Here is a 13,292-nt window from a genome sequence, read left to right as displayed (position 1 = left end):
TTTCCCTACCTCTATTTCCATTTCTTGTTTTTATTTTGACACAAATTTTTGGTATGAAGTGTCAACTTTTCTTTGCAAACTTGATTCGAATCTCGTTTTTCTTTGTAAGCTTCTCCTATTCTATAACATGGTACAATATACATATGGATTATAAAGAAGGAGGAATCTTACATGGGTTTATTTAGCGGTATTTTAGGAAATGCATCTGATACAAATATAGAAAAGGTAGAGCGTGATTTACAAAACATTATGCTACGTGATGAGCGCGTTGAATATGCTTATAAATTAATTCGTGATTTAATCGTCTTTACAAATCGACGAATGATTTTAATTGATAAGCAAGGTATAACGGGTAAAAAAATAGAATATCATTCTATCCTGTATAAAAGTATTACACAATTCAGTGTTGAAACTTCCGGTCATTTTGATTTAGATGCTGAACTAAAAATTTGGGTATCTAGCATGGAGGCGCCTATTATAAAAGAATTTAAAAATGATGATAGTGTTTTAAGTATTCAAAAGGCCTTAGCAGAATATACAACCCGATAAGTTGTATGTTTATACAAAACGAAAAGTTTAACCCCGTATTTTTTGGAACAACATACATTAAAAAGTTATAAAAATACAAAAAGGATGGTTGGAACGTATTTTTAACTCTCCTTTTTGTATGAAATAAGTGATGCTTGACCATTCGTATCAATAACAAATTCAACTTCTATCACTTCCTTACCACCCTAATCGATTTCTTAACGCGGTAATATGTGCAGTATGATGTCGACCATGCCAAGCATATAACCCAATTGCAACTACAAGCTTTATCGCTCCAGACTCCGGATGATGGAAAGTTTTTTCAAAATCAGAAGTTTGTAACGAATATAATATATGTACCCACCTTTGGTGCAATGTCTTTAACAATGTGAGAGAAACCTCAACTGGTAATGTTGAATCTGAGAGTTCTGCCCATTTTTCTTCTTTATACGTTTTAATTGATGGATTATGTTCAGTTAGCGCTAATTTAAATCGCATATAGCCATTCATATGACTATCAGCAACATGATGAACAACTTGTCGCACTGTCCATCCTCCTGCACGATATGGTGTATCTAGCTGATCTGCATGTAAACCTGCAACTGCTTTTTCTAACTTTGCAGGTAAATGTTCGATTTCTTGAATCCATTGTTTCACTTGTTCCTTAGTAATCGTTTCTCCGCAATGAAATTCCCCAATTGGATAGCGTGAATTTTTCACTATGCATTTCCCCTTTATCATGTTAAATATGCTTACCAAACATAATGAAAGAAATTTCGTTTTATACTCTATTTCTCGACTGGAATATGTACAAAATTATTCCTTTCTAAATACTCAAATATAATAAATTCTTTTTTTAATAATAGATTCCTGTTTCATTTCCTATTCCATTTCTTTTTTCAACTTGTTAACACTAATTTTTATTTTCGTTTTAGCAACTCCTATTCTCCCAAAGTCTTTCCCACTTAAAATATATTTACGGATTATGAAATTGAAATATAGATGCCTAGAACCCATACATAATACGCAAATAATTTAAGAGAATGCTTTTTTAATATTGAATCATCTAGGTGAAAATTCCGTTAATCCGTGAATAATTCCTAATATAAAAGCTTCTAACCAGTTCATGATTGCCCCCTTTCTCGTTTGCTTGTACCAGTATACATTCAGATTTACTTGTTATTAATCATTTCGATATAAAAAAACATGACCTTAATAGTGCTAGGTCATGTTTTGGTTTGCTATTTTATTTATAAAATACTTTATCAATATTATATTTCGCTTGAAGTGTGTTAATGATATACGTTTCGTAAATCTCTCTTTCCATTGGATCTTCAACAAGACATACATCAATACGGTATACTTCATCACGATGTGCTTTCATTGGAGAAACGTTGTCCTCGAAATGTTTTTTAATGCGTTGTCTAATTTTTCTTGCTTTCCCAACAAACAACAGTTCATCATGAATGTTATAAAACATAAAAATGCCACCTTTGTCTCTTGGGAATAGATGAAAATCAATAAATCCATGAATTGGAGTAATTCTTGGTTCATCGCCTTTTATAATCTGTTTTCTTTCTGTAATAGAAATATCAACTGCAGGTATATCAATTTTAATCAAATTGGTTCACGTCCTCTTTTATGATAAAAGAAAATAATAGCATAAATATATAAGAAAAGCTATTTTGTTTTAATAGTTCCTATATAAAAGTAAAAAAAGATTAGGTGTATACGCCTAATCTTTTTTTACTTTATAAGGATTCAATCGCTCCCGCTACATCATAATCCCTTAAATCTAATTCTATTTCTTTCCCTAAAGCGAGTTTTGCCAGTTCGGAACCGAGATATGGTCCAGCGGTTAATCCTGAAGCACCTAAACCATTTGCAACAAGAATTCCTTCAAAATTAGGTAACGGTCCAATAACAGGTAAGAAGCCTGGTGTAAACGGTCTAAATCCAACGCGCGTTTCAATCATTGTACTATTTTCTAACCCCGGAGCAACAGATAAAGCTTTAGCAAATACTTCGTGTAAACCACCTGCAGTTACTCGGCAGTCAAACCCTGTATCGTTTTCATGTGTTGCACCGATAACAATATGGCCGTCCTCAAACGTTAGGATATATTGATCATTTGGCGGCATAACAACAGGCCAATTTTCAGTATCTGTATTTGGCATATGCAAATGAACAATTTGCCCCTTTTGGAATGTAACTAAGAAATTCACGCCTAGCGGTTTTAAAATCTCATTTGCCCATGCACCTGCAGTAATAATGACTTGATCTGCTAGCATTGTTTCCCCATTTACTGTAACACCTTTTATTTTACTCTCTTCATGAATTAACGCGGCATCTCCTTGGATAAAAGTGACACCATGTTTCTTTCCAGCGTTTATAAGAGCCTGTCGCAATGCTCTTCCGTTCACTCTTGCCGCCCCGCTTATATGTACAGCACTATATTCTTCTGATAATGGTGGAAATAATCGTTTTGTCTCTTCTTTCGATAAACGAGTAATTTCTCCAATTTCAGGAGCATCTTCACGACGTTTATATGCTCGTTCTTCCATTTGATCTAACTTTTTATCATCTGTATGAAGACTAATTGCTCCTACTCGGTTATAGCCTGTATCTGTTTCACCGTCCTCCTCTAATTGCTGAATTAAAGAAGCGTAGTATTTTGCACCGCCTTTAGCGATTTTATACCAAGCCTTATTGCGGCGCTGTGAAAGCCATGGACATACAATCCCTGCTCCCGCATCTGTAGCTCGTCCTAGATCTTGACGATCAATTAATGTAACCCGGGCTCCTGCCTTAGCAAGATGATAAGCTGCAGATGATCCTAGAATCCCAGCTCCAACTACAATATATGATTTCATTTCAAACACCTTTTCCGTTCTATTGTTTATACACAAATTCTAAATATATTTCTGCGTTGTTTAGAACTGTATTTAGTATACTATTGATAATTCTTGAATGGTATTCATTATTTACGTCTCGTTCATCATTTCGAAAAAAACATACTGAACTGTACTTTAACTTATCGTGAATCTAATAAAAAAATCATGCAATTTATGAACATTACTTACATACTAATACATTAAAACTCGTTTGATTTGTTTTGTGAAAGTGGTTTATGTATCAAAATACAAAGGAGTGAATCATATGCCTTCCGTGATTGAAGGAGTCATTATCGAAAATTGTAACGGAACATTTAATTTAGGTGATAAGTACAATATACAACCAATAGCAATGGATAAAGGTTATCATGGTTCTGGTTCCTCAAGCGTAGGAAATACATGTACAATCTTTAATGGTGTTAGCGTAACCAATGTAAGTGACTCGGATAAAAATGATGAAAGCGTCGGCTTTACACTGTAACTTTCTATGTTTTGTTCCTCAAAAGCAACAACTTATAAACAATTAATTAAACGTTAATAACTAGATGATGACTGGAGAAGAGCATGCAACTACGAAAAATAAATACAACTACAAGTTATCTGGTGAAGGGAAAGAAACAACTTGTTTCTCCTTTATGGTAACAGAAGTTAAAATAATTCACCAGTCATCACAGTCATAAACTCCTTAAAAAACTGTTCGTAATTCATTTGCATCGCAATCCTATGTTTTGGACGATTACCGTATGTTTCTGGTTCAAATGTATTTCTAAAATCTCCTATACTTTGTCCTCGTACATTATCAAGTACATTAACTGTCACTGCCGATCGCAAGTACGTAAAAATATCATCTCGATTAATCGCAATCAAAGTGAGCGCATCATGAACCGGGCTCCCTTGTATTCCGGGGACTTTTTTTTGATAAAATTGAAAATAGTAATAATCTAAAAGAGGTTTCAAAAACTTAGTTTTCCCTTTAGAATGAATATAATTGACCATTTCTGGTGTCACGATAGCTGATTGTGTAACATTCAAAGGATAAATAGATAGATTCTTTGCATATCTCATTACTATATTAGCTGCACCAGGATCGCCATAAAAGTTTGCTTCTGCAATAGGAGTGACATTACCCGGATAAAGAAACGCTCCTCCCATAATATAATAAGAATGCACGTTTTCCATAACGTCTCCATATAGAAGGAATAAAGTTGCAAGTGAAGTTAACCTCCCAGTATTCACAATAATAAGTTCATTTTTATATTGCTTTATAAGTGTGAGAACTTCGAAAAAATTCTCAAATGATTCAAGCGTTAGCCCTGGTTGAATGGGTCCAATTCCAAACTGACCGTGAACTTCCGGATAAAAAGTTTCAGCTTCTGAAGACATGGAATGCTCTGCCCCGCCAAAAACTTTTATATGTTCTTTTCCTACACTTTTAAGTAAAAACCGAACATTTCTAATAACTTCATCTTTAGGTACATTCCCATAATCTGCAACAATGCCAATAACATCAATTTTATCTGTTAAATGCGCATATATGATAGCTATTGTATCATCAATTCCAAAATCTCCAAAAAACAGTACCTTTTTCCCCATATATTGTTTCTCCTTATTTATACTGACTTCTTAAAAGAATGGATAATTATGAATCATGAAAGAAAATTCTTTCTTATGTTTTTTGTTAACATACACTTTCGTTAATAGTATTAAAATTCCTGTTATATGAAAAAAATAGTATGACCTTCACTGTTCTTAATGTATTTTCTGGTGCACTACACTTATCAATTCCGTAAACATATAAAAAAGTTCCCTATTATTAAGGAGTCATACTCGCACTGAAAATCATACTTCTCCCATTATGCGAAATAAAATCAATAATGTCGTCATCACCGACAACAAATCCTCCTAAACTGTCAAAAGATTTACTGAATGTACCTGCGATAAGATTCAACACCAAAATGCTCACATGTACCACGACCGTTTTCCCCGAATACTCCGATACTATGGGCATCATCAACTAATAAATGTGCACCATATTTCTTTTTCAATTTTGCGAAGCTCAGTTAATAAAGGATTAATTTCTCCTTCTAACACAACAGTTTCGCCTAAATTTAATGCATTCTCTCTTAAATCAATATTCTCAAAAGAAAAAAATACAATTACTTCATCATATATACAAGCTAAATAACTTGTTCGCAGGAAAGAGTTGAAATGTTAGCAAAAACGGTACAAATCTTATATGCTAGCAATGAAAGAAAATCCCCTTTAAAACCTAATTATACAGAGGATTTAAAGGGGATGATTCTTATATACGAACATCTTATTTTTTCTTTCTGCGATATAAATCCATTGTTTTATATCCTTGCGAAAGAACTTCTGTCATCTGTTGTCGACGTTTATCACGTGTTTTTTGCTGCTTGGCAGAAAAGATATAACGCGCCCAATCTTTTTGGTAGCCAGGTGTTAAACTTTGATAAAACTGAAGCTCCTCTGGATACGCAGCTAGTAACGCTTCAACATCCTTTACATGAGTTATATAATCATCTACACATTGGCTAGAAGCAGTTGCTTTCTTTTCCTTTCTTTTTTCACGTTTTAAACCGACCACTGTAAAAACATCATCCATGCTTACCATACGTGAAAATTTCATATCACTATTGTCGACATAACCATCTTCTCCAACTTTTAATGCAGGAAATATGTCATCACGATGAATAAATGTCGGATAACGAGTATTTCCTTTTTTCGGATAAGCAAAAAATAAATACCCCTTCTCAAGTAAAAGGTCTTCATTATGGATAATAAACTTGGTTCGTTCCACCATTTCATCAAGTGTTTCTACAAAAATAAAAATCGCATCATGCGCTTTATTTACAGGTGTTGATTGATTTGGAAAAACATCGTAATCAGTTGGTTGGTTCAGAACCGCCATATTATTGTATTTATTAAGCTTTAATTTATCGATAATTGACATAGTAAACTCCTTTTTTTATTCGCAGTGATATTTATCATGCTTATATTAACATAAAAAAGACACCTTATCGTATGGAACGATTCGTTGGAAAGTTAAAATCATGTAAAGTTTCATTCTTTCACTGTAAATATATGTACATTTTTTTATTTATTAGGTATATTATGAATATCGGATGACTACGAAATAAAATGTTTCGCATATAAAACCTTGTATTTGTATATCCAGGAAAATTATAAAATTTGTCAATTGAATATGAAACGGAAGGAGGTTTGTGGGTTTATTTACCGGGATATCATAATCAGTTTGATAAAGCTGATAACAATACAGGAGGCGACATAATGTTTCGTACAATTTCAAATTTCATGAGAGTAGCTGAGATAAGGCGAAAAATCTTTTTTACACTTGCGATGCTAATTGTTTTTCGGATTGGCACGTTTATTCCAGTTCCTCATACAAACGCAGAAGTTTTAAAAATACAAGATCAAGCTAATGTACTAGGTATGCTGAATGTATTTGGCGGAGGAGCTTTGCAGCACTTTTCAATCTTTGCTGTTGGTATTACACCATATATTACAGCTTCCATCATCATTCAGTTATTGCAGATGGACATTATACCTAAATTTACAGAATGGGCAAAGCAAGGAGAAATGGGCCGTAAAAAACTAGCTCAATTCACTCGATACTTTACAATCATTCTCGCATTTATTCAAGCCATTGTCATGTCAATTGGCTTTAACAATATAGCAGGTGGACAATTAATTACAAATACAAGTTGGACGACTTATCTATTTATCGCAATCGTGCTAACTGCTGGTACTGCCTTTTTACTTTGGTTAGGGGAGAAAATTACTGCAAAAGGCGTCGGGAATGGGATTTCGATACTGATTTTTGCAGGGCTGGTTGCTGCGATTCCAAACGTTGTAAACCAGATTTATTTACAACAATTTCAAAATGCTGGCGATCAACTCTTTATGCATATTGTCAAAATAGCATTAATTGCTTTCGTTATATTAGTAATCGTTGTCGGTGTTATTTACATCCAGCAAGCAATTCGGAAAATCCCTATTCAATATGCAAAAGCAGTTTCAAACACCAATCAATATCAAGGAGCAAAAAACACGCATTTGCCTCTTAAAGTAAATAGCGCTGGCGTTATCCCAGTCATCTTTGCTTCTGCCTTTTTAATGATGCCCCAAACAATCGCGCAGCTGTTCCCAAATTTGAGTGTTTCAAAATGGATAGGTGAAAATTTTAACTCTGCCCATCCAATTGGAATGTCTCTTTACGTAGGGCTCATTATTGCATTTACATATTTCTATGCATTCGTTCAAGTTAATCCAGAACAAATGGCAGAGAACTTAAAAAAACAAAATGGATATGTCCCTGGCATTCGCCCTGGTAAAGCAACCGAACAATATGTCACAAGCATTTTATACCGCTTAACTTTCATTGGTGCAATCTTTTTAGGCGCCATCTCGATTCTACCAGTCATTTTCTCAAAAATTGCGACACTACCACCTTCCGCACAAATCGGTGGGACAAGCTTACTCATTATTGTAGGTGTTGCATTAGAAACAATGAAAACATTAGAAAGCCAGCTGGTAAAGCGTCATTATAGAGGGTTCATAAAGAAAGTGAATTAAAAAACATACTAGCATTTTTTTATTACATAAAGAAAAGGATAGATAACAGAGAATCGTTCTGTAATATCTATCCTTTTCTTTATGTAAATAGCTGTATTTACTACTACAGCATATGATTGACAATTTGTCGAAGTACATTTTTGAATCCCTAACTTCCACTGTTTTTTCACTTATCTATTTATCGAATTCCTTAATTGGAAGAAGTATTCAAGTTTATGAGTCTTATTTAGGTTATACCATGCATGTAACGTATCGGGTGCAAATACATCTAATTTTTTCAGTACTTCGATCGTAAATTCCAGAGGTGCTAATCCTGATGCAGTAACTAAATTCTCATCAGATACCGCAGGTTTCTTCTCATAAAATGGTTCTCCTTTATAATTAGGACAAACCATTTTAAGATACTCTAAGTCATTACTTGTGTGCTTTCTAAAATCTAAATATCCCATATTCGCAAGAGCCTCAGTTGCACCACAAATCGCAGCAACAATAGTACCAAGCTTTAAAGCTTCGTCAACTTTTTTTAAGATAGGTTGATGAATTTCTTCTCTCCAAGTATTCCCCCCAGGTAAAATTAAAAGATCTTTACTCTCAAGAGTACATTCATCAAGAGGAATATCTGGTTTTATGCTCAATCCTCCCATTGTAGTGATTATTTCTTTATTAACTCCTACTGTGATTACTTTTAAAGGTGCTAAATCTTTTTTAAAACACCTTCCTGAGTTTAGTTCAGCAATTAAATATCCATATTCCCAGTCTGACATTGTATGAAATACATAAAGATACACTTTCCCTGTTCGCAACTATTAACACTCCCATCACCATGTATAATCATATAATTAATAAAAATTTTATCTCCCTCCTATATTATAAAAGATTTCTGTTTTATTATCGAATACTAATAGCCTGCATCGATTTTCAACCTCTTTCTATATATGTAATAAACCATTTGTCCCATTCCTTCTTTTAACAATTTCATATGTGATCATTGATTCATTTAAAAACAAACGAAGTAGATGCTTCTTTTTATTAGCTATAACTTATCTGTTACATCACTTTACGAATGAGTTATTCGGTGTTAAACGAAAATGCTATGTTGACTGTCTCATTTTTAATGAAATTTAGAAAAGAGCACTTATTTCCGTAAGTGCTCTTTTTCAGGGATTGTGAGATGCCCTATTAACGAAAGCTGAGGTTACTAAAGTTAATGGGTATCAACAGTATATGCTTGTCCTTTTTCGAATGTTACATCGAAAAGATACCCCTGCTAGTTATAGCAATAAGACTTGTCTACTTAAGTATTTCTAACAATTATGTCGCGAGAAATTTCTTCCTAACATACTATCACAATTAGAATCATTCTCGGTGCATTTGACTCAAAAAGTTTGGATAAAAAAGGGATTAAAATAAAAAAGAAGAATATCTTTATGAATAAATAAAAGCGAGGGATATAAATGCCACAATCTCATACGATGGACATAAGTAATATAAAAAAATTAGAACAGGAGCTGTCTACTTTATTAGATACTCCCATTTCTTCAGAGAAAGATCTTAGGAATTGGTTAAAAAAGCAGTCAAAATTAATATGGGAAATTGAAGAACAATTAAGAGTTCATTATATCGATTTTCAGTGTAATACTGACAATCATGAAATTAAAAATGTGTTTGAACATGACCAGCAACATGTACGCCCTCTTTTAAAACGTTATCAAAGCTTGTTTGATCAGAAATATTTAGCATCACCTTTTCGGATGCAACTTAATCCCGATACTTATGATCTACTAGATAAAAAGATTCAAAATGCACAATCCTTATTTAGCGAAAAAAACATTGAGCTAGAAGTAAAAGAAGATCAATTAGTGACGCAATACTATGAAATTACAGGAAGCCTAACTGAGATATGGGACGGGAAAGAAAAAACAATTACGGAATTGCAGTCTTATTTACAAGACCCTAATCGAACTATACGTAAAAGAGCAAAAATTCTTATTTCAGAAAAGTTTTTATCTGTCGAAAAGGAATTACAAATTATTTTTAATGGACTAATTACAATTCGGCATCAAAAAGCAAAGAATGTTCAATTAGATAATTATCGTGATTATATGTTTAAAAAATATGAACGCTTTGATTATACACCAGAGGATTGCTATAAACTTGCGGAATCTATCCGCAAATATGTTGTACCGCTTCTAGATAAAATACTTCATAAACAAAAAGCGGCCCTTGAAGTAAATGCCCTTCGCCCATGGGATATAGCAGCGGTAGCACCAAATAAAAAACCTTTAAAACCTATTAAAAATAAAGAACAATTGATTGAAAAAAGTTCTTCTATTTTGCATGATTTAGACCCTTCCTTTTCGAATTTGTTAAAGCGAATGCATAAAAATAATTTATTAGATTTAGAAAGTCGAAAAGGAAAAGCTGCTGGTGGCTTTTGTGAGTATTTACCCGTTTCTCAATTATCTTTTATTTTTATGAATTTGAATTACACGCAATATGATGCGCTTACTTTTCTACATGAAATGGGTCATAGTATTCATAATGAATGCATGAAACATTTAGAGTTACATCAATATCAAACGATTTCAATGGAAGCTGCTGAATTAGCTAGTATGACAATGGAATTATTTTCATTGGACTATTGGGATACATTTTATACAAATAAAGATAATTTAAAGCAAGCAAAAATAGATTTCTTTGAAAATATTATTAAGTATTTACCCGCAATGGTTATCGTTGATCAATTTCAACACTGGATGTATGAAAATCCCAACCACACTATTCAAGAGAGAAATGACACGTATTTGAAATTATATAAAACTTATCAGTCAAGTGTAGTAAATATAAATGGCTATGAACATTGGATCTCCACTGGATGGCTGCCTATACTACATATTTTTGAAGTACCATTCTATTATGTCGAATATGCGATTGCACAAATTGGTGCATTAAACATGTATAAACAATATAAAGAAAATCCAAAAGAAGCCCTACAAAACTATAAAAAGGCTTTATCTTTGGGGAGTTCAAAGTCTTTGAAAGAAGTGTATGAAGCAGCTGGAATCCGCTTTGATTTTTCTGAGGACACAATAAAAAATTTGATGTTATTTGTAGAAAAAGAACTTGAATTGTTGGAAGGGCTATAAAAGTAAAAGCTATAGCCTCTACTTTTTCCATATATTTATAGGTATTACCTTTACTTATCAATCTGTAGTGCTACAATATCACTTCCTTTTAAGTGTCTTTTGGAAAAAATAACAAGGGGGATCTATTTTATATTTAAGAATTACTTGTATAATTTTTCTACGCTAAATAATAGTAAATACATTGAATCATTAAAATAATAGTTGTAATGCCTGTTAATAATAGAAAGTGAGTAAATCCAAAATCTAATGAGTATATTGTTATTAAAGCAATCACTACAAGAGGTATAGAGGTTAACACATTATAAAAACGCTTTTTAAAAAAATTTTTATTTCCGTTGTTTTGCGTATCAGCCATAAATAGTCCTCCTTATCTTTTTATTTTTCTGAATTATTCAATTATCTATACTATAACATAAAAAATGAATCCTACTTACAAGATTCTGCTTTTTATATAACTAGGCACACAAAACGCCTACGATTGAAATGAACCATTCGTAGGCGTTTTGTTATGTATCATCACTTTTATATCGTGTATTATATAGGTAAAATCAGTATGAATTTTTTACTTAGCAAACACATGATTTCCAATTTGCGCAACGATTTGACGTGTTGTTATCCATTTATCAGTCGCTGTTTGTGGATTATAAAAATATAACCAATCGGCATTTTCGCCTTTTGAAGTAAGTGCTTCTTCTACTGCCATTTTTGCTTCATGTGAAGCGGGTTGGTTAATTCTTCCGTCCGTAACTGGTGTAAAAGCATAACCATTTTTAATAGGTTGATAAATGACACCTGTAATTGTGTCTGGAAAATCCTTTGCATGAACACGATTTAAAACAACTTTGGCTACCGCAACTTTCCCTTTATGCGGCTCTCCCCCAGCTTCAGCATTTACTAAGCGGGCCATTAAATCGACTTCTTGTAGCGAAAGACCTGTATCAATTTTTAAGTGCTGACCTATATAAATTTTATCACTGTTTATATGATTATTTTGTTTAAGAAGTTGGATGGAAACATTGTATTGTTGCGCGATAGATGCCAATGTATCGCCTCTTTTTACTTGATAAATGACTTGGTATGTTGAATGAGACTCAGCTGCATGATATTGTGGTGTATGTTGTTTTGGCTTCGATACATTTGGAATCGTTAAACGTTCCCCAGCATAAATTTGAGAAGTTGTTTTATTGTTAGCTTGTTTCAGAGATTGAACGGATACTCCATATTGGTTACTTATATCACTTAGAGTATCATTTTTTTTGACAGTATAAGTTGAAGCATCTGCTTCTACTGGATTTGAGATTAGTGTAATCATTGCTGCAGATATTGGTAGCAGACTTTGCACCTTACGTAACTTCATTCGAAAAAAACCTCCTAAAATTGTGAAACCATGTTTTATTAGCGCATAAAACAGTAAACTAATTTAGTTACAGCATACTAAAATGTAAAATGATAATCATGAAATCTATCTATACTTTTGGTGCCTTTAATACTAATTATTATGTAGAGATAATAAAATAATCTCACTTTATTTCTAAAAATACAATACTTATTTATGAAGCAATGGAAATCAAAGCATTATTTTACTAAATAGTTCTCTAACTCTTGAATTAAATATTTTGCCCCTTCAGGACTTAAAATAATTTTACCATTTGCAAGTGAAATATTATCATTCGATACTTCCCCTGTTATTTGACAAGTGTTGTAAGGTACATATTTCTTTAAAACGATTCTTTCATTTTCTACAAATATTTCCAAAGGTGATTTAATGCCAATATCTAACATGTCTCTTAATTCTTTTGGGATAACAATTCTTCCAAGTTCATCCACTTTTCGGATAATTCCAGTTGATTTCATACATGCCTTCCCCCTAATAAATTAATTCAAACTAATTCATAGTTTTTCAAATTGTAAACTATGAATTAGTTCTTTTTCCCTATCATTATAATATTTGGTAATCAGCTCAAAGTGATTTTTAATTAAACTTTCAACATTTTGTCTTTTAATATTATTAATTACACCTTTTTATTTAAAAATGTAACACTATTTTTATGATTGTAATATTTAAGTATAGGTTTTATTAATTAATAGATAAATCTAAAACAAGCACGTA

General features: G+C 32.6%; 14 protein-coding genes and 1 pseudogene. 4 read left to right on the top strand and 11 right to left on the bottom strand.

Annotation, left to right across the window (positions count from 1 at the left end):
• The first annotated feature begins 171 nt into the window (after positions 1-171).
• Positions 172-549, top strand: coding sequence for a PH domain-containing protein (locus MR056_RS03045; protein ID WP_048722987.1), 378 nt, complete (start codon positions 172-174; stop codon positions 547-549).
• A 177-nt stretch (positions 550-726) separates the two neighbouring features.
• Here the strand turns inward: MR056_RS03045 and MR056_RS03040 are convergent, their stop codons facing one another.
• From MR056_RS03040 to MR056_RS03030, 3 genes are all read right to left on the bottom strand, one after another.
• Positions 727-1,248, bottom strand: a complete 522-nt coding sequence (locus MR056_RS03040; RefSeq protein WP_048722986.1) for a YfiT family bacillithiol transferase — start codon at positions 1,246-1,248, stop codon at positions 727-729.
• 526 nt (positions 1,249-1,774) lie between these two features.
• Positions 1,775-2,149, bottom strand: a complete 375-nt coding sequence (locus tag MR056_RS03035; RefSeq protein ID WP_012094330.1) for a nucleotide excision repair endonuclease — start codon at positions 2,147-2,149, stop codon at positions 1,775-1,777.
• Positions 2,150-2,279: 130 nt separating this feature from the next.
• Positions 2,280-3,401: an NAD(P)/FAD-dependent oxidoreductase gene (locus tag MR056_RS03030; protein ID WP_012094329.1), complete on the bottom strand. Its 1,122-nt coding sequence runs from the start codon at positions 3,399-3,401 to the stop codon at positions 2,280-2,282.
• Between the two features lie 286 nt (positions 3,402-3,687).
• On the opposite strand from MR056_RS03030, the gene MR056_RS03025 reads away from it, so the two are divergent.
• Complete coding sequence (locus tag MR056_RS03025) at positions 3,688-3,903, top strand: spore germination protein (RefSeq protein ID WP_012094328.1); 216 nt, start codon at positions 3,688-3,690, stop codon at positions 3,901-3,903.
• Positions 3,904-4,070: 167 nt separating this feature from the next.
• Here MR056_RS03025 and MR056_RS03020 read toward each other — a convergent pair whose 3' ends face one another.
• The 4 genes and pseudogenes from MR056_RS03020 to MR056_RS03010 form a co-directional block, all read right to left on the bottom strand.
• Positions 4,071-5,015, bottom strand: coding sequence for a nucleoside hydrolase (locus tag MR056_RS03020; protein WP_048722984.1), 945 nt, complete (start codon positions 5,013-5,015; stop codon positions 4,071-4,073).
• Between the two features lie 220 nt (positions 5,016-5,235).
• The gene (locus MR056_RS03015; protein ID WP_235436373.1) at positions 5,236-5,394 is read right to left on the bottom strand and encodes an aminotransferase class I/II-fold pyridoxal phosphate-dependent enzyme; all 159 of its coding nucleotides are present in this window, start codon (positions 5,392-5,394) and stop codon (positions 5,236-5,238) included.
• 74 nt (positions 5,395-5,468) lie between these two features.
• Positions 5,469-5,573 (bottom strand): annotated as a pseudogene (locus MR056_RS22790) (DUF1259 domain-containing protein); the annotation flags it as partial.
• Between the two features lie 166 nt (positions 5,574-5,739).
• Positions 5,740-6,393, bottom strand: coding sequence for a YdeI/OmpD-associated family protein (locus tag MR056_RS03010; RefSeq protein WP_012094326.1), 654 nt, complete (start codon positions 6,391-6,393; stop codon positions 5,740-5,742).
• Between the two features lie 338 nt (positions 6,394-6,731).
• On the opposite strand from MR056_RS03010, the gene secY reads away from it, so the two are divergent.
• On the top strand, positions 6,732-8,036 hold the full coding sequence (gene secY / locus MR056_RS03005; protein WP_012094325.1) for a preprotein translocase subunit SecY: 1,305 nt from the start codon (positions 6,732-6,734) through the stop codon (positions 8,034-8,036).
• Positions 8,037-8,206: 170 nt separating this feature from the next.
• Here the strand turns inward: secY and MR056_RS03000 are convergent, their stop codons facing one another.
• Entirely contained in the window at positions 8,207-8,839 is a 633-nt protein-coding gene (locus MR056_RS03000) for a type 1 glutamine amidotransferase family protein (protein WP_048722981.1), read from the bottom strand.
• 651 nt (positions 8,840-9,490) lie between these two features.
• On the opposite strand from MR056_RS03000, the gene MR056_RS02995 reads away from it, so the two are divergent.
• Positions 9,491-11,182, top strand: a complete 1,692-nt coding sequence (locus tag MR056_RS02995) for a M3 family oligoendopeptidase (protein WP_048722979.1) — start codon at positions 9,491-9,493, stop codon at positions 11,180-11,182.
• A gap of 157 nt (positions 11,183-11,339) precedes the next feature.
• Here the strand turns inward: MR056_RS02995 and MR056_RS02990 are convergent, their stop codons facing one another.
• From MR056_RS02990 to MR056_RS02980, 3 genes are all read right to left on the bottom strand, one after another.
• Positions 11,340-11,537: a hypothetical protein gene (locus MR056_RS02990; protein WP_048722977.1), complete on the bottom strand. Its 198-nt coding sequence runs from the start codon at positions 11,535-11,537 to the stop codon at positions 11,340-11,342.
• A 207-nt stretch (positions 11,538-11,744) separates the two neighbouring features.
• Entirely contained in the window at positions 11,745-12,539 is a 795-nt protein-coding gene (locus MR056_RS02985) for a LysM peptidoglycan-binding domain-containing protein (protein WP_048722974.1), read from the bottom strand.
• A 218-nt stretch (positions 12,540-12,757) separates the two neighbouring features.
• Positions 12,758-13,036: an AbrB/MazE/SpoVT family DNA-binding domain-containing protein gene (locus MR056_RS02980; protein ID WP_012094321.1), complete on the bottom strand. Its 279-nt coding sequence runs from the start codon at positions 13,034-13,036 to the stop codon at positions 12,758-12,760.
• Positions 13,037-13,292 lie beyond the last annotated feature (256 nt).

It is taken from the genome of Bacillus cereus group sp. BfR-BA-01360, assembly GCF_022663595.1.
Taxonomy (GTDB): domain Bacteria; phylum Bacillota; class Bacilli; order Bacillales; family Bacillaceae_G; genus Bacillus_A; species Bacillus_A cytotoxicus.
This window is presented reverse-complemented; position numbering and strand designations above follow the sequence as displayed.

Excerpts from the sequence above, each read along its gene's own strand:
- MR056_RS03045 (WP_048722987.1), top strand. The coding sequence starts at position 172 with ATGGGTTTATTTAGCGGTATTTTAGGAAATGCATCTGATACAAATATA.
- MR056_RS03030 (WP_012094329.1), bottom strand. The coding sequence starts at position 3,401 with ATGAAATCATATATTGTAGTTGGAGCTGGGATTCTAGGATCATCTGCA.
- MR056_RS03025 (WP_012094328.1), top strand. The coding sequence starts at position 3,688 with ATGCCTTCCGTGATTGAAGGAGTCATTATCGAAAATTGTAACGGAACA.
- MR056_RS03020 (WP_048722984.1), bottom strand. The coding sequence starts at position 5,015 with ATGGGGAAAAAGGTACTGTTTTTTGGAGATTTTGGAATTGATGATACA.
- MR056_RS03010 (WP_012094326.1), bottom strand. The coding sequence starts at position 6,393 with ATGTCAATTATCGATAAATTAAAGCTTAATAAATACAATAATATGGCG.
- secY (WP_012094325.1), top strand. The coding sequence starts at position 6,732 with ATGTTTCGTACAATTTCAAATTTCATGAGAGTAGCTGAGATAAGGCGA.
- MR056_RS02995 (WP_048722979.1), top strand. The coding sequence starts at position 9,491 with ATGCCACAATCTCATACGATGGACATAAGTAATATAAAAAAATTAGAA.
- MR056_RS02990 (WP_048722977.1), bottom strand. The coding sequence starts at position 11,537 with ATGGCTGATACGCAAAACAACGGAAATAAAAATTTTTTTAAAAAGCGT.
- MR056_RS02985 (WP_048722974.1), bottom strand. The coding sequence starts at position 12,539 with ATGAAGTTACGTAAGGTGCAAAGTCTGCTACCAATATCTGCAGCAATG.
- MR056_RS02980 (WP_012094321.1), bottom strand. The coding sequence starts at position 13,036 with ATGAAATCAACTGGAATTATCCGAAAAGTGGATGAACTTGGAAGAATT.